Consider the following 24,577-nt stretch of genomic DNA (forward strand, 5'->3'; position numbering starts at 1 on the left):
TGTCAAGGATTTCTTTCTATTTTTCAGTCTGTTTCTTTAAAAACTGCGTCAGTTCTTTATAATCGTTTTCAAAATCTGTACCTTTGCATGCTGTCCGAGCTCTTTTTACAAGGTCTGCCGTATCCTCGCCTCTTGCCCACGCCTCGTAAACACCAACGACACATACCAGCCCAGCGATATTGGGGTGGGTTTTAAATTTTTCGATCTGCTGCCGGTTTTTCTCCAGTATTTCAAGGCCCTGTTCGCTCTTGCCACCGCGGAAACAATAATAAGCAAAATCGACATAATAAATGGTTAAATTCAGACCGGCAAGCCCGCGAAGGTCAATCTGCTCCATCAGCTCGGCCGCCTCAATGAATCGCTTTTGCTTTGCATACCCCAAAGCTTGATTCACCGTCAGAATCCTTTTTTTGTTGGGATCTTTGGTTGATTGGAGCATTTCATCCAAAAGCTCCATGTAAAGGTTGATATCCCCGCCTTTCATGGCTTCCATAGCTTTTCCCATCTGCTGATTGAACTTTTGATATCCTAAAATATTAGTCACAAAGAATATGACGATTAGGATGACAACAGCAATCACAATCAACAGCTGTATGGAAATTCCTCCTGCTTTAAGATCCACATCCATATAGGACATCATAGCTGCGATGGCGATTACCAGCACAAAAATCAGAGCTAGCTTTTTTTTCATACAAATTCCCCTTTCTACATCAGCTCGGTATCTTCAATCCGTTTGTTGAAAAACCGGTTCAGCCTTACAAGCGGCTTCCTCAGGACCAATCCCAGTAGCAGCGAGAAGGGAACGAAGGCAAAGAGCCGCAGAAGATCCAGCCAATAATTCATACCGTACACACCAGCGATACATTCCCGCATTGCATTGATGCCATAGGTAAAAGGCAGGAACGGATAGAGATTCTGGAAGAATTGGGGCGTCACTTCGATGGGGAAGGTGCCACCGGCTCCGCCGATCTGAATGACCAGCAGAATGACGCAAAGCGCCTTTCCGATATCTCCAAAAGAAATTGTCAGCGTATAAATAATATTGACAAATATGATGCTGCTGGTCCACCCGGCCAGCAAAAACAGAAACGGATGCTCGCACTGAATCTGCAGGTAAAATAGGTCGCCCAGGCAAATAATCGTAGCCTGCACCAGTCCTAGCACCATGAACAGAATATAGCGTCCAAAATATGCCTGATAGGGCCGGATCCGTCTCAGCCTTTCATGGTCTTCGCTGACCTGAGTCTTCATAATAGCAACGAGCACGATTCCCCCTACCCAGATTGCCAGAATCGAGTAGAACGGAGCCATGGCAGAGCCGTAATTTTTAATGGGATAGAGGGTGTGGGTATGGATTTTCACCGGCGAGCTCATGAAATCGCCCATCAATTCTGGATCGGTCTTGAGAATATCCATCAACTTCTTCACTCGCTCGTCACTGCCTACGTTTTCCAAGGAAACAGCCGCCTTTTCCAATTTGTTTTTAGCTCCATCAATGACTTTTTTTGTGCTGTCCAAAGCGTTCTTTCCGCCGGAAAGCGTGTCATCCACACCATCCAGCACCTGATGAATATTAGCAACACCGGTACTAGCACCGGTCAGCAACTGGGAAAAATCCGTCAGAGAATCATAAATGCTGCTGATCACTTTATTGAGCTTTGGCTGCACCTTGGTCCGATAGTCACTGCGGATCTTGGTCTGTTTTGCCAGTGCGCTGTCAATGCTGGACCTGAGCTTTTTCTGGGCTGCATTGGTCATTTTTCCTGAGCTTCGCACCTCCTGAGCCAAGGGCGGAATTTCTTTGATCAGCTGGCGATTGGCATCGTTGGCTGCCTGTAGTTGTTTGACCAGTGCGCTGAGCTCAGAGGACGGCTGTGGCAGTTCCTGATTCAGGTTTTGGAGAAGCTGGATGCAGGTATCGTTGATTTCCACAATATTCTGGACCTGATCGCTCAGCTTGAGTAAAGCATCGGCCGCCTTGGCGGAACTGGTCTCTGCCTGCGCGGCCGCACTGTCCAGGGTGTCCGCCAGATCGTTATATCCGGTCTGTGCGGCAGCAAAGATATCGTCCAGCGCCTTAACCGTTTCCCTGGCAACCTGTTTGGAGGAAAGCAGCAGAGCCTGCACATCGGTGGCAGTCGTCTTTCCGTCTTTGATCAGCGCCTGTACATCCGGCAGGGTGGCCTGGGTTGTTTTGACAAGCGACTGAATCCCCGCGGTCGTCTGGCTGAACGCGTCGATGGTATGGACGAATCCATCCAAATCCTGTTCCGCGTCGCGGAAGGATTGGACTAATTTGTCCATGGGGCCGCCGTCCGCCTCCAGAGTGCCGCTGACCGTATCAAACAACTGGGCCGCGGCCTGGGTTACGATACTGATAAAGGTTTCATCAATCTGGGTCTGAATGGCGGTTGCGCCCTTATCAGTTATTTTGGGCGCGATAGCATTCTTTTTTTCGTTTATGTAGTAATCAAACTGGGGCCTTTCCACATGGGATGTGAAGATACTGACCATATTACGGCTGAAATCAGCAGGGACAATGATGGCCGCATAATATTCCCCGCTCTCCACTTTTTCCATGGCTTCTTTTTCGCTGGTCAAGAACTGCCAGCCGATATCGTCGTTGGCCCGCAGGTTTTTAATAATCTGCTGCCCGGCATTAATATGGACCTTTTCCATCTCCGTGCCTTCGTCCAGGCTGACTACAGCTACCTGTATTCCGGAGGTGCTGCCGTAAGGGTCCCAGTTTACAGCTATGTTAAACCAGGCGTAAAGGGCCGGAATGACACACATGCCTACAATCACGACAATGGCGATCACGTTGGTTCTCAGCCGATTGACGTCTCTCAAAAAAATGCGTAAAATATTCTTCACGGTCGATTGTCCTCTCTCTTTTCCAGCAGATCTTTGTATTGATAATGCTTATAATCTACCAGTATGAGAAATACGGCGATTATAATGATGGATACGATCCAAAGCACCAGAAAGCGCAGCTTGGCTTCCAAGGTAAAGATCAGGAACAAAAAAAGGAGGGGAATGACTGCGATACAGGCCAGGCCGCCCCGAATCAGCTTTGGATACCACTCCAAAAACTTCTTGTGCTCATCCTGCAGTTCAAAATCATCCCGTTTTTTGCGCACCGCTTCTCTGGTTCCAAAATAATACAAGGTCTGGTCCGCGGCTTCCTGATCCCCATAGCCTTTTTTTCGGTAATATTTGTAGTCCCGGACCATCTGCTCCATAAATATCGGCTTGAGCAGATCCTTGTCTTTCTCTCCGTCCAGAATCGTATCTAAAAACGTATCAAATCGTTCCATTTGCGCTTACCCTTCAATCAATCGATTGATCACATCCAGCATGGAAAGCACGGCGAAATTCCGGTTCCAGCTGCGGTTGACGTTCCGCATTTGAATCTTCCGGCAAGTGGTTTTTCCCTGGAAACATGCGCCGATATAAACAAGGCCCACCGGCTTTTCTTCTGTTCCGCCGTCAGGACCTGCGATACCGGTCACCGAAATGCAGATATCGCTGCCGCTGACCCTTCTAAGGCCTTCAGCCATTTCTCTGGCCGTCTCCTCGCTGACCGCTCCGTGGGCTGCCAGAGTTTCTTCCTTTACTCCCAGCTCGAACATCTTGGCTTCATTGCTGTAAGTTACCAAAGAACGGTCAAAAACCCTGGAAATGCCCGATACACTGGTCAGCGCCGCCGCAAACATGCCGCCGGTGCAGGATTCTGCGCTGGAAATGGAAAGTCCTTGTTTCATCAGTTTGGCGCATACCACATCCACCAGTTCTTCATTGTCGCAGCTGTAAATATATTCACCAATAATATCCTGCACCTGTCCCAGCATGGCATCCACCGCTTCCTTGGCTTCTTCCTTCGTCTCCCGCTTGGAAGCGATGCGCAGACAGCATTCCCCTTCTTTTGCGTAGGTGGCTAAAGTTGGATCGGTCTGCCCGTCAATCAGCGGCAGCAGTTTTGTTTCCAGCATGGATTCGCCGATGCCGAAGGTACGGATCATTCGATAATAAATCGTCCCTTCCGATTTTGTTTCCAGATACGGGAGCACCCGGCGCTGAAACATGCGGGTCATTTCTCTGGGCGGCCCCGGCATGCAGATGATCTGTTTTCCGTCCTTTTCCAGGGCAAATCCCGGCGCCGTACCGGCATCGTTATCGAACACCACGGCTCTGGAAGGCATATACGCCTGCTTGCGGTTGTTTTCCGTCATAGTGCGGTTCTGCTTCTTAAAGTACTGCTCCAGCTTATCCATGGACGGCTGATGGAGGACCATGTGATCGTCCAGCGCCCGGCATGCGATCTCTTTGGTCAAATCATCCTGGGTCGGTCCCAGGCCGCCGGTGGTCAGAATCAAATCGCAGTCTTTGAATGCAAGGGCGATCATCTCTTCCAGACGGTCCGGGTTGTCTCCTACCGTGTAGTGATACATGACGTCAAATCCCAGCAGGTTCAGTTGCTGGGATAAAAACACCGTATTGGTATTGGTAATCTGGCCGAACAAAAGCTCGGTCCCTACACTTAAAATAGCGGATTTCATGTTCTATCCTTCTTTCTCAGCCGCAAAGCTTACATGGAAAGCAGCTGTCTGTTTTTTACAATATATTCGGTCCCGGAAATGATCGTCATGATTACAGCCGCCCACAGGAAAATCTGATCCAGCGGCATGCCGATATAGCAGCCGGGCCAGTTATCCAAAAGCAGCAATGGTATGGCGATCATCTGCAGGATCGTCTTTACTTTACCGGTCACGCCGGCAGCGATGACGATTCCTTCGGAAGCCGCAACCTGCCTCAGACCGGTAACAGCAAACTCTCTGGCCAGGATGACGACAGCCATCCAGCCTGCCACATTGCCAAGCTGCACCAGCAAAAGCAGCGCCGACATGACTAGCAGCTTGTCAGCCAGGGGATCCATCAGCTTGCCGAAGTTGGTCACCATATTGTATTTTCTCGCGATATGGCCATCCAGCATATCGGTCAGTGCGGCGGCGATAAAAATAACCGTCGCGATATACCGGTGTCCCATAAGAAGTACAACGATAAAAACTGGAATTGCGATAATCCTGAGAATTGTTAATTTATTAGGCAAATTCATGTTTAAACCTCCTTGCCAGCCAGATCATAATCAAAAGCGTCCGTTATCTCGACCTGCACCAGATCGCCCGGCACCAACTGCCGCTTTGCGGTAAATATGACGGAATTGTCGATTTCCGGAGCATCATAAGCAGTCCGGCCAAGATAACTTCCGTCCCCTTCTTCTGCCTCAACCAGTACCTCCAGCGCCTTGCCGATCTTTTCCTGATTGGCTGCCAGAGAGATGTCCAGCTGTCTGCGCATAATGGCATCCTGCCGCAGAGCTTTTACTTCCTCATCGACCTGATCCTCCATCTCCGCCGCCGGCGTTCCCTCTTCTTGGGAATAGGTGAAAACGCCCAGCCGCTGTAAACGAGTCGTCTCTACAAAATCCAGGAGTTCTTCAAAATCTTCCTCCGTTTCGCCGGGAAACCCAGTTATAAGAGTCGTACGGATATGAATATCCGGCATGGCTCGGCGCAGACGCTCGATGGTGCCGCGGATCCCGGCCGCCGTCGATCTGCGGTTCATGCCTTTCAGCACCCGGTCGCTGATATGCTGCAGCGGAATATCAATGTATTTGCAGATTTTTTCTTCCTCCGCCATCACCTGAATCAGCTCGTCAGAGATCCTGTCCTCATAGCAATACATCAGGCGGATCCAGTGAAGGCCTTCGATCCGGCACAGCTTGCGCAAAAGCTGCGGCAGGACGAATCCATCGTAGAGATCCATGCCATAGGCGGTCACGTCCTGTGCGATGAGAATTAGCTCCCTGCAGCCCTTTTCCGCCAGCATCCTGGCTTCTGCCACAATATCCTCCTGCTTCCTGCTGCGATATTTACCCCGTATGCTGGGAATGACACAGTATGCGCACACATTATTGCAGCCTTCTGCGATTTTTAAGGTCGCTGTATAAGGGTTTTCCCCCAGCTTTCGAAATGGGGTTTCCATAAATATTTTATTGTAATCACTCAGATGTTTTTCCCGCTTTCCTTTTTGAAACTTTTCCAGAATCTGCGGCAGCCTTTGATAATCGTTGACCCCTAGAAACAAGTCCACTTCCGGCATTTCCTCGAACAGTTCATTTTCGTAGCGCTGGGAAAGACAGCCGGTCACCGCCAGGATCTTGTCCTCCCCCTTATACTGGGCCATATCGAAAATCCGTTCAATGGATTCGGTTTTGGCATCGTTGATGAAGCCGCAAGTATTGACCATGATCAGATCCGCTTCCTGGGGCGATGGGACCATGGTATGTCCCGCATGTTCCAGAATTCCCGCTGCCATTTCCGAATCATTAAAATTCTTGGGACAGCCCAATGTTTCGATAAAAATCTTCATCTATTCTTCTTCCATCTCCTCTGTATCCGTTTGCAGGGCGTAAAGCTCTGCTTCGCTCATCAATACCTGTCTGGGCTTGCTGCCCTCCGAGGGTCCGATGATCCCTCTTGCTTCCATCATATCCACGATCCTGGCCGCCCGGTTATAGCCGATGCGAAAACGCCTCTGGAGCATGGAGACCGATGCCTGACCGGCTGAAACAACCGTTTCTATGGCTTCCGGCAGCAGTTCGTCCGTGTCGTCGGCTTTTTCCGGTGTGTTGACCTTCTCTATGGTATGGATGACCTCATCGGAATATTCGGCTTCTTCCACCTGTTCCTTGACAAACTCTATGACGTCGTGGACTTCTGAATCGGATATGAACGTCCCCTGCACCCGGGTCGGTTTTCCACCGCCCATGGGGTTGAAAAGCATGTCCCCTTTTCCCACCAGCTTTTCAGCGCCCGCCATGTCCAGGATCGTCCTCGAGTCAAATTGGGAGGACACGGCAAAGGCGATTCTGGAAGGAATGTTGGCTTTGATCACGCCGGTGATAACATCCACCGATGGTCTCTGGGTCGCCACGATCAAGTGCATCCCAGCGGCTCTGGCCTTCTGAGCCAGCCTGCAAATGGATTCTTCCACCTGGGACGGCGCCGCCATCATCAGATCCGCCAGCTCATCGATGATGATAACCACTTGGGGCAGAAATTTATCATCTTCTCCGTCTTTTTTCACTTTCGTGTTGTAGCTGGCCAGCTCCCGAACCCCTTCTTCAGCGAACTTTTTATACCGGTCCTCCATTTCCGCAACCGCCCAATTAAGCGCTGCCGCCGCCTTGGTCGGTTCGGTGACCACAGGTATCAAAAGGTGGGGGATCCCGTTGTAATTGGTCAGCTCTACCACCTTGGGATCGATCAGAACCAGTTTGACCTCCTCCGGCTTGGCCTTATAGAGGATACTGGTGATAATGCTGTTGACGCAGACGCTCTTTCCCGAACCGGTGGAACCCGCAATCAATAGATGGGGCATGGATTTGAGATCAGCTGTGATTGCGTTTCCGGCAATATCCTTGCCCACCGTAAAGGTGATCTTGGATTTGGCGTTCTTGAATTCCTTAGAATCAATGATTTCCCGGATGGTGACCATGTTTACTTTGTCGTTTTCCACCTCAATGCCCACAGCTGCTTTGCCCGGAATAGGCGCTTCGATACGGATGCTCTTCGCCTCCAGGTTCAACGCGATATCATCGGCCAGATTGACGATGCTCTTTACCTTTACGCCGACGTTGGGATGAATTTCATACCGTGTAACAGCCGGTCCCTGGGTCACCTGGACTACCTGGGCGTCAATATGAAAATTGCGCAGGGTTTCTTCCAGCTTCATGGCCTTGGCTTTCAGCGAAGCCGTAACGCCCGACCGATTCTGGGGAGCGCTGCCTTTATTCAGCAGCTCTGCCGGCGGGAATTTATAAGCATGGGCCGGCGGGGCCGCCGTATTAATTTCGTTTGGATCCAGCGCGGCTTTGGCCGCCTGGCTGTTGGTGATTTTATCCGGCTCTTTTTTCAAAGTGCCAGAAGTAGGCATTACTTCCTGAACGCCTTTTGTTAATCCCGGATTTTCCTGCTGGCGATCCTGGTTTTCATCCTCCACAAGTCCCAGACTCTGATCCGGGTCCGGTGCTTCCATCTCCGTCATCGCAGGTTCCAGGTCAGTGTCAAGGCCCAGATCCGGCGCAAGTCCAAACCCTTCTCCATGGTCCATTTCACTTTCATCCAGCCCGTATCCGGCTTCTTCCGAGCCGCCTGCGAACAAGTCTTCATCTTTCATGTATTCCAAAATGTTCCGCTGGCCCTGGGAGATCCTTCCCGGCACATAAGAAGTCTCTTGCTGGGCACGCTGCCGGGCTTCCTCAGAAGGCGGCACGGACACTTCTGCGGCCTGCAAATCCATTTTTTCCTGAATTCCCTGATCTTTCACCAGCTTTTCTCGAATAGGAGTCCGCTTCTTTTCTTTTTTCTCCGTCCTTTCAGCAAGCAAGGGGCGGGTTTCTTGTTCGTCTGCCAAATCATCCAAAAGCTCGGCTTCCTTTCTTGCCCGGCGTTTTTCCGCCGCCCGTTCAAAGAATCGGGAGATGGGCGTGTTAATCACAAGCAGCAGGCAAATGATGACCACCACAAAGGAAATGATATAAAGCCCTGGAATGCCGAAGGCTTTTACCAGCAAACTTCCTATGTACATGCCAAATAGTCCGCCGCTGTCCAAAAGGGTCCCGTCCCGGTAATAGTCCGCCGCATCGGCAAGACCGAAAGCCAGAACCTGCGGATCGATAAACCTGGCCGAATTGATGATGGACGCGGTAAGTAAAATGATGAACAGCAAAACCACCGATTTACCGCCAATGTGGATGGTTTTCCTTGCGAAGAGCAGGATTCCGTAAAGGATCAAGTAATAAGGAAACGCATATGCGATCATCCCCAGGCATCCTTTAAAGAAATGCGACAGCCCTTCTCCAACGGCTCCCGCCGCATGGGTCTGAAACGCCACCACAAGAAAGGCTCCCAGCGCTATGATTACGATGGACCAGATCTCATCCTTGACGGCCGGATCCATGGTCCTTGCTGCAGAAACGGTAGGTTGGCCGGCAGTTTTCTTCTTGCTGCTGTTTTTATTTTTCGAGCCTGGAGGTCTTCCAGGCTTTCTCTTTGCTTCTGCCATTATTTTTTATCCCTTTCTGTATCCTATGCGAGGAAAAACGCATAGAGTAATACTAGGGCGCCCAGTGCCCAAGTATAAATGGAAAATCCGGTGAGCTTTTTATTGGATACCACTCGAATCATTGTTTTGATGGCAAAAAAACCGGATATTGCAGAAACGATTACGCCGACGATAACTGGCCCCAGATCGCCCATGCTCATGCCGGCGCTGAAGGCGTCCGGCGCTTCCACGATGACCGAGCCCAAAATCGATGGTATGGAAATCAGAAAAGCGAACTTGACGGCGAATTCCCGGTTGAGACCTGAAATCAGTCCGCCGAAAAGGGTCGAACCGGATCTGGAAATTCCCGGCCAGATGGCGATCCCCTGCATCAAACCAACCAGCACAGCGTTTCTGAATTTCATCTGTTCAACGCGCTTTTTCCCCTTTGCCATTTTTTCCGCGATGACGAGAATGGTTCCGGTGATCAAAAGCCCAAAGCCAATGGCATAAAGGGACAGATACAGGCCTGCGAACAAATCGTTGAACGCCAGGCCGATAATAGCCGTGGGTATGGTGGCCACAATGATCATAAACCCCAGTCTTCTGGTGGGGTTGGCGTTGATCCTCAGCCCCTTGCCCGTACAAAGATCCTTGATGCACGCGCAGAGTTCGCAAATCAGATCGACGATGTCCTTCCAATATACAACAAACACCGAGATCAGCGTTCCCAGATGCAACAGTACTGCAAAGGGCAGTACGTTCTCCGCGCTGATATCAAAAAAATACTGCAGTAATGCCAAGTGGCCGGAACTGCTGATAGGCAGAAATTCCGCCAGCCCCTGAGCTAACCCCAAAATGATAGCTTGAATAAACGTCACAATCTCATCCTCCTCAAAAACATAAAAAATCAACATATATTATAGCACAAATCCCGATAAAAACATATACTATATTCTATATATTATGAAGCTTCATCCCGGGGTACAGGCCGGCAAGGTCTGCTCGATTACGCCCGGTCGGCCGGCCAAATTACCATTAGCCGCAAGTTCAGGCCGGACGGCGCATAAAATTATAAGAAAGGTTTTACAAAGTACGGTTGGAAATGATATAATAAATCCATTCATCTGGGCGCAGGTGCCGCAAAGGAACCCGCATTGATTCACGCGGACGGCCATGCGGACTGCGAATTACGCTGTTATTTCGTTCAAAAAATATTAACATAAATAGGAGGAAGAAGAAATGATCAAAAAACCAAACATCGCAATTGTGGGCGCCACGGGAGTAGTTGGCACTACGTTCCTCAAAGTATTGGAAGAGAGGGATTTCCCTTTTGAAAACATATACATGATGGCGTCCGCCAAATCGGCCGGAAAAACCGTCACCTTCAAGGGCAAAGATTATGTCGTGGAAGAACTGAATGAGCATTCTTTTGACAAGGATATTGATATCGCGCTGTTCTCTGCTGGCGGAAGCATCAGTGAGAAATACGCGCCCATCGCAGCACAGCACGGCGTAACCGTCGTTGACAACAGCAGCGCATGGCGTATGGATAAAGAAGTACCTCTTGTTGTTCCTGAAGTAAATCCGCAGGATGTGGAATGGAACAAAGGCATTATCGCCAACCCCAACTGCTCCACCATTCAGGCGATGGTCGTTCTGAAACCGCTTCATGACAAATATAAAATAAAGAGAGTGATCTATTCTACTTATCAGGCCGTTTCCGGATCAGGGGTTAAAGGAATCAGCGATTTAGAAGAAGGCTTGAAGGGAAACGACAAGTGCGAAGCGTATCCCCACCCGATCGCGGGGAACTGTCTGCCGCACATCGATGTTTTCCTGGATAACGGATATACCAAAGAAGAAATGAAGATGATCAACGAAACCCATAAAATCCTCGGCGACGACACCATCAAGGTAACGGCCACCACAGTCCGGGTGCCGGTATTCGATTCCCACAGCGAATCCATCAACATCGAGTTCGAAAAGCCGATCGATGTGGATGAAGTGCGGGAGACTTTGGCCAATTTCCCTGGAATCGTTGTGCAGGATGATCCGGCCAATAACGTATATCCGCTGGCTCGGGAAGCTGCCGGCCACAACGAAGTGTATGTAGGCCGTATCAGAAGAGACTTTTCTGTGGAAAACGGAATTAACCTTTGGGTTGTTTCTGACAACATTCGCAAGGGAGCCGCTACCAATGCGGTGCAGATCGCGGAGGAACTGATCAAATAATTAAGTGAAAGGATGAGGCAAAGTGACCTTATTTAAAGGCGCTGGCGTAGCTCTTGTAACCCCTTTTTCGGAGGGACACGTGGACTACGGCAGCTTGGCCGGTCTGCTGGACTGGCAGGTTTCTTCCGGTATCGACGCTATTGTAAGCTGCGGTACCACAGGAGAAGCTTCTACACTTAATGATGAAGAACATATAAATACGGTAAAGTTTACTGTTGATGCAGTAAAGAAAAAAGTGCCTGTCATCGCAGGCGCAGGAAGCAACGACACGGGCCACGCCGTTTTCATGGCGCAGGAACTGGAAAAAGTGGGTGCGGACGGTCTTTTGATCGTAACGCCCTATTATAACAAATGTACACAAAGAGGACTTATTAAACACTACGAGAAAATCGCGGATTCGGTCAATATTCCGATTATTCTTTATTCCGTTGCCGGAAGGACTGGTGTGAATATAAGTCCTTCTTCTGTTGCCGCTCTTTCCCGCCACCCAAACATCGTGGGAATTAAGGAGGCTAGCGGCAACATGTCCCAGGTGGTGGAAATCGCCCGCTATGTATCCGATGACTTCGCCCTTTATTCAGGCAATGACGATATGATTGTTCCCCTGCTGTCCGTGGGCAGCGTGGGCGCCATTTCAACAGTCGCCAATATCATTCCTTCGGATACCAGCAGCATGATACACAAATACCTTCGCGGCGATGCGAAAGGTTCTATGGAAATGCAGCTTGCAATGAAGCATTTGATTGACGCCATGTTCGTAGAAGTCAATCCCATTCCGGTCAAAGCCGCCCTTTCGATGATGGATAAGATCAAGTCCGAATACCGGCTGCCCCTCTGTGAGCCGGAAAACCTTTCCCTGTATGAAATCATGAGTCAGATGAAGGATTACGGATTGATTAAATAGTTTGCTTTTCAAGCATATGTCCTTAACGGGCTGTCGCGCCGTGGAAACTGGTTTTCCCTGGTACGGCAGCTCCGTTTTTTTGTGCCTGCATATCAAGTTATGCTAAAGGAAGAAAATTCCGTCAAAAAACAAGCACCCTCCTTTCTATAATGGCATTGGTTGAAAAGGTTATGGTTTATCGATATAATGACCATAGAAGTCCTGTATCGTAAGACGTCTTTAAAGGAGGAACCTCATGTTTTATAAAACAGGAAGAGGCCGAACAGTCTTGTTGATGGGTATCTGTATCGTGCTTTTATTCGTTGGAATACTGATCTTTTTTTCAATGCAGCGAGCTGCAATCATAAGCAAGATACCAATCGTTCAGGGCGATACACAAGCATTAGATATCCCAACCTGGGAGACAGTTCTCGAAAACATCAACACCGATCAGGGACCGGCTGTATTTAATTTTAAAGATAAAGCCGTTATATCGAATGGAAAATATGGGTTTCGCAAAAAAGTTACATATACGAAAGAAACGAATATTTGGATGGAAATCTACGGCAGCGATCAGATACAGTGCAAGGACGTGAGAGCCGGCGTTTACCAGGATAAAGATTTATCCCAACCGGTTGAAGAAACTCTGTTTGTCGATTGGGGTGATGAGAGTTATGCAGAGGCGGAACTTGGCATTCCAAGAGAAATTTCGGATGAGCGTGACGGCGTGATTATGGTACCGCCAGGCACCTATTATATAGGGCTGTTCACTTCAAATCCAAAGGATCACATGCAAATCGAATACCAGAGCTGGCGTAGCGACATTCTGCCGGAATATGAAGTGCCTGCGGGAAAAGATTTTTATTTCTTTACAGAAGGAGGAAAAAGGGAAACCTATTTAAAGCTCAAACCCCAAACTTCCATGATGACCGTCCAGCTCAGCGTGGATTCTGCGGATATCCAGTTATGTGATTATCGTAAAAGAGGGTTATCAAAAGAAATAAAAATGGAAAACGGCAGATATGATTGCAAATTTGAGGTCGACCCAAATCAGACCTACTATCTTAAAGTATACAACGTAACCATCCTGAAAGAGACGCTGCCCTATTCCATAATCTATCAGTGAACAGAAAACGTTTTGCGTAGACAAACTCCGCAGACTCAGGTATCGCGCAAGCGATTAAGCGTGAGTCGAGAACCTTGTCGCAGCAAAACGTTTTCTGCCCCTATTTGGCTTTTTTCGTCGTATATCCGCTGTAATTGCTGTAAATTTTCTTACCTTTTACCGTTTTATAAACCCGGACTTTATAATAATACCGTTTCTTTTTCTTCAGGTTTTTATTGGTATAGCTTCTTCGATTGCTTTTCAGGGTAGCAACTTTTTTATACTTGCCCTTCTTTTTCGTGGCACGGTAGACCACGTACCGGCTGGCACCGGAAACCTTTTTCCACTTAACCGTTATCTTGCGTTTGCCCGCCTTGCTGCTGACCGATGGCGTATTGGGTTTTACTTTAGCGGATTTGATACTGGAATAAGAACCATATCTGGTCCCGCTGGCCGTTTTTCTAAAAGGCCGTACTTTATAGTAATAAGTCTTGCCTGTTTTCAGCTTCTTATTCTTATAGCTGAGGGTTGCTCCCCTGGTAATGGTCTTTACTTTTTTATAGGAACCTTTTTTACTGGTCGCGCGGTAAAGAACATAACCGGTAGCGCCGATGGATTTTTTCCACTTGACCGTCAGTGTATTGTAGTTGGTATTGGCGATGCTGAGACTGGACTTTGACGGCGTAATCACATCTGCGCCGCTTTTGGTCAGCCCATAATATGCGGCAATATCCGCAGCTTCCGCCTCGGCCATTCTCCGCAGATTGGCATCGCTGGACAGCCACTTGGCAGCAGCCAGGTTGGTATGAAAAGAATGCTCTACGATCATTCCCTTCGTGCCCACTGCTTTAGAGCCACGAAGAACGCCGTAATATTCGGTCTTTTTATCCTTGTTCAGCTTTTGCCATATTCGGTAACCATCTTTTGTTCCCATCACCGATTCAATGGTCTGGCCCAACGAAATGGCCAAAGGATCCGTTGTGTTCCCTTTCTGCGTTATGACTAAAGGATAGTCCGCAGCTCTGGATCCGGCAGCATTAGAATGCAACGACAAGAACAGATCATAGCCGGCAGACGCTGTTCCCCGTTCATAAACGCCCAAGTCTCTGCTTTGGGAACTTCTGGTGGTGGATACCACCACATTGCTATATTGCTCCAGCTCCTGCTTCAAATAAAGATGCAGGGGCCAGGTCATCAAGGATTCATAGTAGCTTTTGTATACCGGGCTGCGATTGACCTTTCCATAATGGCCCGCATCCAGCATGATAAACACATAGCTGCTGCTCCTTCGGAAAGATGCGCTGATTTTTATCTCATCCTTTGTCGGAGTAAAAGTGTAATCATAGGAATAGGTGGCTCCCACCTGTTGGCCGTCCACGGTAAGGGATGCAACTCCGTATCCTTTATTGGGAGTAACGGTAATATGGATCGTTGTCGCTGCGCCCTGCTCTACCGAAGTCTGATCCACCGTCACAATACCGCCGCTGGTCTGAGAGACCGTGATTTTACAGTATTTCTTTGCCGGAGGCTCCGTTGGGTCGGTAGGATCAGTCGGGTCCGTAGGGATCGTCGGATTTGTCGGATCCGCAGGCTCTGACAACGGCGCTGCTTTTTGCAGGCCGGGCATCTCCTTCGTTTCTTGCAGATCAGCTGGCTGAGAAACGGTCTCCCGGTCGCTGGCTGCGCTCTCTTTGGCTGCATCCTTCTCCGCCGCAAATACGCCGGGCGCAAAAGAAAACATCGATGCGATGAGTGTGACACAAATAAAGTAGCTAAAAAATCGGATTGGTCGTTTCATGGTTATCCTTCCCTGAATCATGCTTTTTTGGTGTAGCCCTTAAGACAAATCCAGTAACCGTTGGTTTTCAGCTGACCCCATTTTCCGTCCTTGGTCTTGGCCTTCAGCTTGTAGACTCTGTTTTTCTTAGCCGTTCCCATTCTCTTGGAGCTGCTGCTGTAGCTTTTTCTCATGTTCAAGCTGCTTACAGTTACTTTCACCTTCTGGGACGATTTTACCACTTTTGTCTTGGATTTGGAAGAGGATGAGCTGCTTTTAACGACTTTTGTATACCCTTTCAAGCAAATCCAATAGCCGTTGCTCTTGATCTGTCCCCATTTGCCGTCCTTAGTCTTAGCCTTCAACTGGTATACTTTATTTTTCTTAGCGGTTCCCATTTTTTTAGAACTGCTGCTGTAGCTCTTTCTCATGTTCAAGCTGCTGACCGTCACCTTGACTTTCTGGGACGATTTTACTGTTTTGGCAGCAGGTTTCTTTGACGAGGAACTGCTGCTGGAAGAGCTGGTTACAACTTTTGTATAACCTTTCAGATAAATCCAGTAGCCGTTGGTCTTTAACTGTCCCCAAAGCCCGTCTTTGGTCTTGGCCTTCAGTTGGTATACGGTATTCTTTTTGGCTTTACCCATGGATTTGGAACTGCTGCTGTAACTCTTTCTCATGTTCAGGCTGCTGACCGTCACCTTGACTTTCTGGCTGCTGCTTACAACTTTCGAGGAAGAAGAGCCGGAGCTTGTGTCCGGAGCTGGCGCCGGTGCCGGATTTGGATCGGAATTTCCTGCTGAAGAACCGCTTCCCTCTGTAATTCCATAATAATCCGCGATCACCTTCGCTTCTGCTTCAGCCATCTTTTTCAAGTTTGTATTGCTGGACAGCCACTTTGTAGCGGTCAGATTCGTATGGAAAGAATGTTCCAGGATCATGCCTTTTGTTCCTACAGACTTGGATCCTCTGAGAACGCCGTAATACTCGGTCTTGCCATCGCTGTTGAGCTTCTGCCAGACTTTATATCCCTGCTTTGTATTCATCGTATCTTCGATCGTCTTGCCCAGATTTTTCGCCAGCTTGTCCCCTGTATTTCCCTTTTGGGTAATGATCAGCGGATAGTCGGTAGTCTTTGAAGAACTGGAATTGGAATGAAGCGACAGGAATAAGTCGTATCCTTTGGCCGCCGTTCCACGATCATAAACGTTCATATCTTTTGCCTGGCTGGCGCGGGTTACGCCTACTGTAAAACCGCCGTAGTCCTCCAGTGCGGCCTTCAGATAATTGTGCAGCGCCCAGCTCATGTTGGATTCATAGTAGCTGGTATAGACCGGGCTTCTGTTGTATTTTCCATAATGGCCCGCATCCAGCATGATCTTTACTTTCTCAGAAAAGATCGCTTTTACGGTATGGGCCTCTTTAATATGTTCAAGGGTATATGTAGATTTGGCACCCACCGATTTTCCATCGACCTGCAGATCAGAAAGATAGTATCCGCTCTTGGGCGAGGACGTGATGGTCATGGAATCGTTTTCTGTCACTGTTTTCCCTGCCGTGATCGTTCCTTTTGATGTGGAATTCACAGAAGTGGTGATTGAGTATTGTGCCAGTTCGGCAAAATCGGCCGTAACTTCCGTATCTGCTTCCGGTTTGAAGGTCCCGGTTGTCACTCCGTATGGATCTGCGACAGTGACGCTTTGTCCGCCGATGGCAATGCCGATGGTCTTATAACCTTCCGCCGGCTTTACTGTGTAAGTAACGTCCTTTCCGCTTTCCGCAGTCTGAGGATCGACCGTCACCGTACCGCCTTCAGCTGGCTGCGCTTTTGCTGTAATGGCAAAGGTTGTGACCGTAGCTGCGACCGGATCGGTTTCCTGAGTCGGCTGGGTCTGCTGCGTTGGCTGAGCAGGCTGGGTTTCGCCTTCTTCAGCAAAAACACCCGGGGCGAAAGCAAAGACAGACAGTGCCATAGATGCAGCTATAAACGTGCTTAATACTCTGTTCCTAATCTTCATTATGTTTACCTCTTGATAAATAATATTTCCTATATTTCTATATAATAACAAATTTATTATATAATGAAACGCTTAGAATTTCAAGCTTTTCATAGAAAGAAAGCCTCTGTCTTGCCGCAAAATCAGTCAAAATCCACCTTTTCCCGTAATATGTTATGTAAACTAACTAGATGTAGTATCGCCCCTGTTTTTCCGCCGTAGATTTTGGGCGCAGCGATCATGTCAATGGACAGTATTTCCGCGGCAATATAAAGCAAAGCGCCTCGCCAGCGGCAGGTTCCGGGTGTTCCGGCAGGGGCTCCTGGGTCTTTTTCGGCAAAGAAAAAGAGGATAGTATACTATCCTCTCGTCATTACCAATATTTTCAATTAAGCTTCGGAAGCTACGACTTCCTTGCCGTTGTAGTAATTGCAATTTGGGCAAACTCTATGTGGAAGCTTAGGCTCGTGACACTGCGGACAAATTGAAAGTCCAGGTGCTGTCATCTTCATATTTGGTGATCTTCTCTTATCTCTTCTTGCTTTCGAAGTTTTCCTCTTAGGTACTGCCATTTTCTACACCTCCTTTTTGCTCATTTGTGTGTAAAATCGTTTTACAACTTCTCAATTATATAGTCAGTTGGACAAATTGTCAACCAAATATTTGCAAAGAGCGGAAATTCCAGCATGGGATTTTATCCTGTACCGGCTCGATTAAATGTTTACTTTGCAAAGTCTGTAGGTATCTCTGGCAATCATCAGCTCTTCGTTGGTCGGGATCAGAATGATCTTAACTTTGGAATCGTCTCTGGAAATGATCATTTCCTTGCCTCTTACTTTGTTCTTTACCAGGTCCAGCTTAATGCCCAGGTTGCCCATGTCGTTGCAGATGATATCTCTCATAGAAATGTCGTTTTCACCGACGCCGGCTGTAAATACGATGGCATCCACGCCGTTCATTTCTGCAATGTATGCGCCGATATAGGATCTTACTTTGTGCGCGAATACTTTGATGGCCAGCAGAGCTCTTTCATTTCCTTCCGCTGCCGCAGCTTCCAGGTCTCTGAAATCGCTGGATACACCGGAAATTCCCAGCACGCCGGATTTCTTGTTGAGGATTTCATTGGCTTCACCCTGGGCCAAGCCTTCTTTTTCTCGAATGTAAGTAACGATGGCCGGGTCGATGTCTCCGCATCTTGTGCCCATTACCAGTCCTTCCAGCGGCGTAAAGCCCATGGAAGTGTCCATGCAGACACCGCGCTTGATGGCGGATACGGAAGCTCCGTTGCCCAGGTGGCAAGTGATAATCTTAAGGTCGTTGATGTTTACATTGAGGATATCGGAAGCTCTTTCTGCTACATACTTATGGCTCGTTCCGTGGAAACCGTATCTTCTGATTCCGTATTTTTCATAATATTCATATGGGATCGCATAAATATAGGATTCTGGAGGCATTGTCTGATGGAACGCGGTATCAAATACGGCAACCATCGGAGTATCCGGCATTAGTTCGCGGCAAGCAGCGATTCCCAGCAAATTAGGCGGGTTGTGCAGCGGTGCTAAGTCTACGCATTCTTCCAAAGCTGCGAGAACAGAGTCATCAATTACAACCGATTCTGCGTATTTTTCTCCAGCGTGTACGACACGGTGGCCGACCGCTCCGATTTCAGACATATCTTTTACCACGCCATGATCTTCATCGATAATCGCATCCAACACGTGGCCGATTGCGTCTCTATGGTTTTCCATCGGAGTAACCAATTTAAATTTATCCATGCCGATCTTTTCATGGGTGATGACAGAACCTTCCATACCGATTCTTTCTACGAGTCCTTTTGCTTGCAATATTTCGTTCGTCATATCAAGTACCTGGTATTTCAGTGAAGAACTACCGCAGTTGATAACTAATACTTTCATTCAATTTTCCTCCATCTTGTGATTTAATAAAAACAACATTTTATATTATAATCCCATTGTCTGGGATTTTCAAGCAAATTGTATGCTATTTGAACTTTCTATATACGGATGTCGCACATAGTCGCAGTTTTTATATAAATTGGCTCCTGTCAAGAGATTGTATATGTCGGAAGCCAGGATATCTTTCTCTAAAAGATCTGGCAGAGGCTGGATTTTGTTCAGGTTGGTGATCAATGGAATTTGGGCCGTCTTTTTCAGTTGCCGCAGCAGTTTTGTTCCTCCGGGTCCCGCTGCCAAAACTCTGGCGTAAAATTGTTCCTCAAAGTAAGTAAGCCCCATCAGGTTCTGACAGAGTATTCTGCTGATCCTGGTTTTAGGATAACGTTTGGATCCGATTTGCCCGATCAAGCTTTCCAAATCCTCTGCTCTGCGGATTTGCCCTTTGATCCGGTTTTCCAGGCCTTCTCCTACCGAAAAAATTCGCGATAATTCTTCACAGGACCGGTTGAGTACTGCTGAGCGGACCAGGTCAAAATAGCCCTTCACGGGCGGCGCTTTCCGCAATGCCTGGAAGGTTTCCTTTGGAACGCAGAGCTCAATCTGTTCCTGGGACAGGTGGCTGCGAATGGCTGTAGCGCTTGCAATATCACCTTTTAGCTCGGTATCAAAATAGCCGCTCCCCTTTCGGTTTACCATAATACATTTTATGGAGCTGTTACATAATTTTAACTGTTTTAAGTATTCCAGCGCCAAAATATTATTGGGCGTCAGGGTGAGCTGTGCCAGCCGCGTGCCCATGGTTTCCGCCACGGCAGCCTCCCTTGAGCGGGCATAGGAATGTCCTTCATCCAGATTTTGTTTCATCAATGCGCGGAACCTGTCCGATTCTTTTGCTAAACAGGAAGCCGCTTGTTCCAATTGGGCAAGACTCCCCTTTTCTGCGCCAAAGCCTAAATGGGTTACGCAGCCCAGCCCCGATAGAATGCCGATACCGCCTCTGGCAAAATATTCGGCGCTGTTCACCCCATAGGCAAATGGCAGCTCCAATACTAAATCTGCACCGCAGTTTATTGCGATCCTGCTTCTTGTCCACTTGTCCATAATCGCAGGCTCGCCCCTCTGAGTAAAATTTCCGCTCATTACTACAACCACAAAATCGGCCTCAGACATTTGCCTGCATTGCTGCAAGTGGTAAAGATGGCCGTTGTGGAAAGGATTGTATTCTGCTATAATTCCTAACACATTCATGTATGTATCATAACATACACCCGCAGAGAAGCAAAGCAATTATTCCTGCTAAAACCGCATGTGTCAGCTTGGTAAGTATAAAATAAGGCAGACTAACTCCAGCTCCGGAAAGCATGCTCATGGATTGACCAATAATGGAAAGGCCTCCCCAGGAAAGCACCACAGTGCAGAGAACACCTTTAAGGCCCATGGATAAATTGATGCATTCCGACAGAGCGCCGCACCCCACTGTCATTTCAAAAAATCCTTTTGCCAGCGCTTTCAGCGGCGGATATCCGATCCAGCTGAATAGTCCGCCCATGTGCATCAAATCAGTCAGGAACATGAATAAGACGATATATGCCAGAATAATCGCCAGGGACTTGAAGGCAGACAGAATTGCATCTGTAAAAAGCTCCAGCAGTCCCTGCTGCCTTCTTCTCACCGGGGTCGCACTGGCCCGTTCTTTGTTACTGCGAAAAAAGAACGAATAAATTATACCGTTTAAAACAGCTCCCAGGTAATGGGAAACAGCAATAAGCACACCTGCCGCTGTTGAGCCCAGCATGCCAATGCCCACTGCACCGACCATAAACGTGGGTCCTGAAGTGCTGCAAAAACTGATCAGCCGTTTTGCTTCGGTCTTTGAAATTGTATTGTCCTTGCGCATATCTCCTATAATTTTAGCTCCCATCGGGTATCCTGAAAGGACGCTCATAGCAAAAGGAAAGAGACTGGGGCGGATAACTTTCACTGCTCCCATGTAATTTAAAAAATTCGCGCAAATAAAAAATGGAAGCAGCGCAGGAAGCACACTTTGAACCCATAAGTAGATTCCTTTCTGTGCGGAATAGATGGCTATAGAAGGAAATATAACCATAAAGGCACAGCAAATCGCCGCCATAAGTCCAGCAATCATATAGTTTCGTTTTCGGCTCATAAAAATATTCATGGTTAAAGGTATTCTTCCAGCATCAAATATATGTCCGCTTTCTTGCAAGATGCGGCGGACTGGGAATCCGACTTGGGAAGAAAGTTGGCAGCGAAACCCCTAGATGAGAGGCTCCGGGAAAAAGCAAAAATATTTTTTGAATTTTATACCTTTTTCAGCGGTTGAGTACAGGGCCACCCAGCAAAAACGAAAAATCCGCCATGACTCACATCTGCTGCGATGCGCATTATGGCGGGCATGTTTCCCATTCTAAGTAATTTGATTTTAATTGCAGCCGGGTGCCGCTCCTTTTTGAGATTATTCGCCGTCTCGTTCTTCCTGGCGAGGCTCTGCTTCCTGCATGGTATCATCTTCGTTCATCTGGGTGCGGTAAGCCATTTCCTTAATCTCTTCCCGGTTATTGGACAGGGTCGAGTTGATATCGTTGAACGTCTTTTCAATAGTGCCGAACATATCGCCGAAATAAAGGGCATTGAGCTGCTCCATCTTTTCTTGGAAATTGAAGAGGATGCTGTCTACATAATCGTAGGTACTCATTTTGAGCTGTTTTGCGGTTTCTTCCGTTACCCGCATCAATTCATCAGCCCGCAATTTGGCCTTAACTGTGATATCATCGTTTTCTACCAAGGCTTCCGCCTGTCTTTTGGCATCGGCAATCACCGCTTCATATTCGTTCTTTGCTTCAGCAATGATCCGTTCCCGCTCATTTTTAATCCACTGCGCTTGCTGAATCTCCTCTGGCAGTTCATGCCGAATCTCCCTTACGATTTCTAAAAGCTCCTGCGCATCAACCATGATCTTACCCGTCAGCGGAAATCCTGAGGCAGTATCGACAATTTCTTCGATTTCTTCTAGCAGTTCTAATACCTTCATTCTTATCCTCCCCTAAACCTTATTTTTTTTATCCATATATTGCAAAATTATTTCCGGGATCAGACCCTTTACGCACCCGCCCAGAGAATGCACCTCTTTGATCATGCTGGAACTGAGGAACGAATAACTGGGGCTGGTCATCAGGAAAATTGTTTCTACACTGCCTTCATACAATCGGGCGTTCATCTGCGCCATCTGTATCTCATATTCAAAATCCGTCGTAGCACGCAGCCCTCTTACTACTACGTCAAACTTGTTTTCATTGACATAATCCGCCAGAAGGCCGGAGAAATGATCTACCTCCACATTGGGAAGGTCCGCAGTTACTTTACGTATCATTTCCTGCCGTTCTTCCAGAGTGAACAGCGAGTTTTTCGAAGGATTGACGATCACTCCAATCACCAGTTTATCATAAAGCTTGGATGCTCTTGTTATAATATCTAGATGCCCGTTGGTGAGCGGATCAAAAGAGCCGGTATAAAGGGCCTTGTTTTTCATCTATGTATCCTCCGTTGTCATATATTGTATTGTATCACAAAGACGCCGCTGATATCAACCATAGATTGATATTACAACGGTTCCGTACTTTCTTTCCTTAATTTTTGAAAAATTTGCCATATGTTCCGGCAGAACTTCTTCTTTTCTGTGCTCCGCTACAAGCACGCCGTCCTCTGCCAATAGCCCCAGTTCGCCGATCAGTTCAAAGCATTCGGGCAGCAGACCTTTTCCGTACGGCGGATCCAGCAGGATCACGTCGCAGGGGGTATTGATTCTGCTCAGGACCTTGCGAAAATCCCCCGCCAAAACGGTGGATCGGTCTTCCGCTCTGCAATAAGCGATGTTTTCACGCAAAAGCTTGAGGCTGTTCCTGGAACTGTCGCCGAACCAGCAATGCTCCGCGCCCCTGCTCAAAGCTTCCAGGCCCAGATTTCCAGTACCTGCGAAAAGGTCGCAGACCTTGCTTCCATAGATCCCCACATGGCTGTCCAAAATGCTGAAAATCGCTTCCTTCACCTTATCAGTGGTCGGTCTTATTTTATTATCCAAGGGCGAAGTGAGCCTTCTCCCCTTATAGTCTCCTGCTATGATTCTCATGTTTACACCTCACGAAGAAGTATTTTACCATATAACCGTTCATGTGGCTAGACCAAACCATGCAGAAAGACGGAAAAACCCGTTAATCCGTATCGGTTTTCAGCTCATGGGCGTCTCCGTTTTTGCGAAAAATCAAATAGAGACTGATGAGAATGGCCGGAGAACAGAAAATCCAGGTCAATAATCCGAAACCAAGCATAACAAAGGAATCTGTGACTACCTCATCTAAACCGTATATTGGAACCATTATAACCATCAGCGATATCTCTCCCGCCAGATAAGCAGCCGCAGCGACTTTTATTCCTGCGCTTCTTTTTTTGCGAATGCTTTTTCCCATGATAATTGCCGCAGTGGCAAACAGTACAATTGCAGGAAGATAATACCATCCCATCGACGATTCACCATACAGCACATCACTTTGGGCTTCCACTGCATCTCGAATCAGATTAACGACCCAAAAGAACAGCATCACCACATACAACAGCACGGCCGCCGCAGGAACCAAACCGCTCCTCTCATCGCGCTCCTGCAGGAACGCCATCAAACATAGGACCGCGCAGCAGACAGGCGCCGCATATCCATCCAGGAAAACCGTTTCGATCACAAACAAGGCAGCCGCAGGCAGGAGCAAATTCCGCCGTTTGGTTCGAAAACAAATCACCAGTAAAACAAAAATAACTGCAGCCAATGCAAATCCCCCCAGATCAGCCATGTAAAGCTCATCCTCAAAGGAATCATCTCTGATGTATTCCAAAAATGCCGGGACCGCATAACTGACCCAGTTCAGGACGCTGGCCGCCGTAACCACTAACAGAATAACAAAAAATACATTTTTTTCTTTGCTCGCTTTAATACTCATCATGTTCCTCCTTTTTTACATCCAATACACATTAAAGACAGTATAGCCGCCTTTTGGCAAAATTTCAAGAACATGCGGAATATTCCCACAATCGAAAAATATCCACCGAAATTGCTTTCAGTGGATATCTCTCATCTTCCGATGTCAACGCCTTGCGTCAACTCGCCTGTTTTCGGTTATTTTCCGGCTAACTGCTGTTCAGCCATTTCGACTAATCTCTTAGTCATGTAACCACCGACATAACCGTTCTGTCTTGCAGTCAGGTTGCCCTTGTCGATCTGGTCATAGTTGGACAGACCGAGTTCGTTTGCAATTTCTGTCTTCAGTCTGTTCAATCCAGGTTTTGCGTCTGAATAAATTTTTTCCTGTAATGACATGTTTCTCACCTCCTGTACGCTATTAATTTAACCCGCTCGCCAGATAGTATGTCATGTAATAATTAGATCGTTTCTCTTGATTTTCCAACGTTTCCAGCTTTTTTTAAACGAAAAATATCCACCGGAACTGCTTCCAGTGGATATCTCTCATTACCTGATTATGACCTTCAATG

General features: G+C 47.8%; 22 protein-coding genes. 3 read left to right on the plus strand and 19 right to left on the minus strand.

Annotated elements, in window-relative coordinates:
* Positions 1-16 precede the first annotated feature (16 nt).
* The 8 genes from NIA71_RS03710 to NIA71_RS03750 are packed head-to-tail and all read right to left on the minus strand — an operon-like array spanning position 17 to position 9,989.
* Entirely contained in the window at positions 17-691 is a 675-nt protein-coding gene (locus NIA71_RS03710; RefSeq protein ID WP_148395246.1) for a hypothetical protein, read from the minus strand.
* Positions 692-705: 14 nt separating this feature from the next.
* On the minus strand, positions 706-2,874 hold the full coding sequence (locus NIA71_RS03715; protein WP_148395247.1) for a YhgE/Pip domain-containing protein: 2,169 nt from the start codon (positions 2,872-2,874) through the stop codon (positions 706-708).
* A complete protein-coding gene (locus NIA71_RS03720; protein WP_148395248.1) occupies positions 2,871-3,317 on the minus strand; it encodes a hypothetical protein in 447 nt (148 codons plus the stop codon). Before NIA71_RS03720 ends, NIA71_RS03715 begins: the two co-directional genes overlap by 4 nt.
* A gap of 6 nt (positions 3,318-3,323) precedes the next feature.
* Positions 3,324-4,559 carry a competence/damage-inducible protein A gene (locus NIA71_RS03725; protein ID WP_253019699.1) on the minus strand — a complete coding sequence of 412 codons (1,236 nt, stop codon included), beginning with the start codon at positions 4,557-4,559 and terminating at the stop codon, positions 3,324-3,326.
* 29 nt (positions 4,560-4,588) lie between these two features.
* The gene (gene pgsA / locus NIA71_RS03730) at positions 4,589-5,116 is read right to left on the minus strand and encodes a CDP-diacylglycerol--glycerol-3-phosphate 3-phosphatidyltransferase (protein ID WP_148395250.1); all 528 of its coding nucleotides are present in this window, start codon (positions 5,114-5,116) and stop codon (positions 4,589-4,591) included.
* A gap of 2 nt (positions 5,117-5,118) precedes the next feature.
* Complete coding sequence (gene rimO / locus NIA71_RS03735; protein WP_148395251.1) at positions 5,119-6,432, minus strand: 30S ribosomal protein S12 methylthiotransferase RimO; 1,314 nt, start codon at positions 6,430-6,432, stop codon at positions 5,119-5,121.
* Positions 6,433-9,129, minus strand: coding sequence for an FtsK/SpoIIIE family DNA translocase (locus NIA71_RS19875; RefSeq protein WP_269478408.1), 2,697 nt, complete (start codon positions 9,127-9,129; stop codon positions 6,433-6,435). It abuts the gene before it with no gap.
* A 23-nt stretch (positions 9,130-9,152) separates the two neighbouring features.
* A complete protein-coding gene (locus tag NIA71_RS03750) occupies positions 9,153-9,989 on the minus strand; it encodes an undecaprenyl-diphosphate phosphatase (RefSeq protein WP_148395253.1) in 837 nt (278 codons plus the stop codon).
* A 364-nt stretch (positions 9,990-10,353) separates the two neighbouring features.
* Here NIA71_RS03750 and NIA71_RS03755 point away from each other — a divergent pair, with 364 nt between their 5' ends.
* The 3 genes from NIA71_RS03755 to NIA71_RS03765 all read left to right on the plus strand — a co-directional run bounded on the left by NIA71_RS03755 (position 10,354) and on the right by NIA71_RS03765 (position 13,352).
* Positions 10,354-11,343: an aspartate-semialdehyde dehydrogenase gene (locus tag NIA71_RS03755; RefSeq protein ID WP_148395357.1), complete on the plus strand. Its 990-nt coding sequence runs from the start codon at positions 10,354-10,356 to the stop codon at positions 11,341-11,343.
* 22 nt (positions 11,344-11,365) lie between these two features.
* Positions 11,366-12,247 (plus strand): 4-hydroxy-tetrahydrodipicolinate synthase, encoded by an 882-nt coding sequence (gene dapA, locus NIA71_RS03760; RefSeq protein ID WP_253019700.1) that lies wholly within the window; start codon positions 11,366-11,368, stop codon positions 12,245-12,247.
* Positions 12,248-12,482: 235 nt separating this feature from the next.
* A complete protein-coding gene (locus NIA71_RS03765) occupies positions 12,483-13,352 on the plus strand; it encodes a hypothetical protein (RefSeq protein ID WP_148395255.1) in 870 nt (289 codons plus the stop codon).
* Positions 13,353-13,452: 100 nt separating this feature from the next.
* Here NIA71_RS03765 and NIA71_RS03770 read toward each other — a convergent pair whose 3' ends face one another.
* From NIA71_RS03770 to NIA71_RS03820, 11 genes are all read right to left on the minus strand, one after another.
* Entirely contained in the window at positions 13,453-15,129 is a 1,677-nt protein-coding gene (locus NIA71_RS03770; RefSeq protein WP_148395256.1) for an N-acetylmuramoyl-L-alanine amidase, read from the minus strand.
* Positions 15,130-15,146: 17 nt separating this feature from the next.
* Positions 15,147-17,126 (minus strand): N-acetylmuramoyl-L-alanine amidase, encoded by a 1,980-nt coding sequence (locus tag NIA71_RS03775; protein WP_227755135.1) that lies wholly within the window; start codon positions 17,124-17,126, stop codon positions 15,147-15,149.
* A gap of 368 nt (positions 17,127-17,494) precedes the next feature.
* Positions 17,495-17,677 carry a 50S ribosomal protein L32 gene (gene rpmF / locus NIA71_RS03780; RefSeq protein WP_148395258.1) on the minus strand — a complete coding sequence of 61 codons (183 nt, stop codon included), beginning with the start codon at positions 17,675-17,677 and terminating at the stop codon, positions 17,495-17,497.
* 141 nt (positions 17,678-17,818) lie between these two features.
* Positions 17,819-19,021, minus strand: coding sequence for an acetate/propionate family kinase (locus NIA71_RS03785; protein WP_148395259.1), 1,203 nt, complete (start codon positions 19,019-19,021; stop codon positions 17,819-17,821).
* A gap of 69 nt (positions 19,022-19,090) precedes the next feature.
* Complete coding sequence (locus tag NIA71_RS03790; RefSeq protein ID WP_148395260.1) at positions 19,091-20,269, minus strand: nucleotidyltransferase; 1,179 nt, start codon at positions 20,267-20,269, stop codon at positions 19,091-19,093.
* 7 nt (positions 20,270-20,276) lie between these two features.
* On the minus strand, positions 20,277-20,942 hold the full coding sequence (locus tag NIA71_RS03795; protein ID WP_227755134.1) for a hypothetical protein: 666 nt from the start codon (positions 20,940-20,942) through the stop codon (positions 20,277-20,279).
* A gap of 555 nt (positions 20,943-21,497) precedes the next feature.
* Positions 21,498-22,073, minus strand: coding sequence for a hypothetical protein (locus tag NIA71_RS03800; RefSeq protein WP_148395262.1), 576 nt, complete (start codon positions 22,071-22,073; stop codon positions 21,498-21,500).
* A gap of 12 nt (positions 22,074-22,085) precedes the next feature.
* Complete coding sequence (gene coaD / locus NIA71_RS03805) at positions 22,086-22,571, minus strand: pantetheine-phosphate adenylyltransferase (protein ID WP_227755133.1); 486 nt, start codon at positions 22,569-22,571, stop codon at positions 22,086-22,088.
* Between the two features lie 54 nt (positions 22,572-22,625).
* Positions 22,626-23,168 (minus strand): 16S rRNA (guanine(966)-N(2))-methyltransferase RsmD, encoded by a 543-nt coding sequence (gene rsmD / locus NIA71_RS03810; RefSeq protein ID WP_253019701.1) that lies wholly within the window; start codon positions 23,166-23,168, stop codon positions 22,626-22,628.
* Between the two features lie 82 nt (positions 23,169-23,250).
* A complete protein-coding gene (locus NIA71_RS03815; protein ID WP_253019702.1) occupies positions 23,251-24,027 on the minus strand; it encodes a hypothetical protein in 777 nt (258 codons plus the stop codon).
* A 176-nt stretch (positions 24,028-24,203) separates the two neighbouring features.
* Positions 24,204-24,404 (minus strand): alpha/beta-type small acid-soluble spore protein, encoded by a 201-nt coding sequence (locus NIA71_RS03820; protein ID WP_148395266.1) that lies wholly within the window; start codon positions 24,402-24,404, stop codon positions 24,204-24,206.
* Positions 24,405-24,577 lie beyond the last annotated feature (173 nt).

This window comes from Ihubacter massiliensis, from assembly GCF_024125305.1.
Lineage (GTDB): Bacteria > Bacillota > Clostridia > Peptostreptococcales > Anaerovoracaceae > Hominibacterium > Hominibacterium faecale.

Coding starts and splice junctions, on each gene's coding strand:
- NIA71_RS03710 (WP_148395246.1), bottom strand. CDS start 691: ATGAAAAAAAAGCTAGCTCTGATTTTTGTGCTGGTAATCGCCATCGCA.
- NIA71_RS03720 (WP_148395248.1), bottom strand. CDS start 3,317: ATGGAACGATTTGATACGTTTTTAGATACGATTCTGGACGGAGAGAAA.
- NIA71_RS03725 (WP_253019699.1), bottom strand. CDS start 4,559: ATGAAATCCGCTATTTTAAGTGTAGGGACCGAGCTTTTGTTCGGCCAG.
- pgsA (WP_148395250.1), bottom strand. CDS start 5,116: ATGAATTTGCCTAATAAATTAACAATTCTCAGGATTATCGCAATTCCA.
- rimO (WP_148395251.1), bottom strand. CDS start 6,432: ATGAAGATTTTTATCGAAACATTGGGCTGTCCCAAGAATTTTAATGAT.
- NIA71_RS19875 (WP_269478408.1), bottom strand. CDS start 9,129: ATGGCAGAAGCAAAGAGAAAGCCTGGAAGACCTCCAGGCTCGAAAAAT.
- NIA71_RS03765 (WP_148395255.1), top strand. CDS start 12,483: ATGTTTTATAAAACAGGAAGAGGCCGAACAGTCTTGTTGATGGGTATC.
- NIA71_RS03770 (WP_148395256.1), bottom strand. CDS start 15,129: ATGAAACGACCAATCCGATTTTTTAGCTACTTTATTTGTGTCACACTC.
- NIA71_RS03775 (WP_227755135.1), bottom strand. CDS start 17,126: ATGAAGATTAGGAACAGAGTATTAAGCACGTTTATAGCTGCATCTATG.
- rpmF (WP_148395258.1), bottom strand. CDS start 17,677: ATGGCAGTACCTAAGAGGAAAACTTCGAAAGCAAGAAGAGATAAGAGA.
- NIA71_RS03785 (WP_148395259.1), bottom strand. CDS start 19,021: ATGAAAGTATTAGTTATCAACTGCGGTAGTTCTTCACTGAAATACCAG.
- NIA71_RS03790 (WP_148395260.1), bottom strand. CDS start 20,269: ATGAATGTGTTAGGAATTATAGCAGAATACAATCCTTTCCACAACGGC.
- NIA71_RS03795 (WP_227755134.1), bottom strand. CDS start 20,942: ATGGGAGCTAAAATTATAGGAGATATGCGCAAGGACAATACAATTTCA.
- NIA71_RS03800 (WP_148395262.1), bottom strand. CDS start 22,073: ATGAAGGTATTAGAACTGCTAGAAGAAATCGAAGAAATTGTCGATACT.
- coaD (WP_227755133.1), bottom strand. CDS start 22,571: ATGAAAAACAAGGCCCTTTATACCGGCTCTTTTGATCCGCTCACCAAC.
- rsmD (WP_253019701.1), bottom strand. CDS start 23,168: ATGAGAATCATAGCAGGAGACTATAAGGGGAGAAGGCTCACTTCGCCC.
- NIA71_RS03815 (WP_253019702.1), bottom strand. CDS start 24,027: ATGAGTATTAAAGCGAGCAAAGAAAAAAATGTATTTTTTGTTATTCTG.
- NIA71_RS03820 (WP_148395266.1), bottom strand. CDS start 24,404: ATGTCATTACAGGAAAAAATTTATTCAGACGCAAAACCTGGATTGAAC.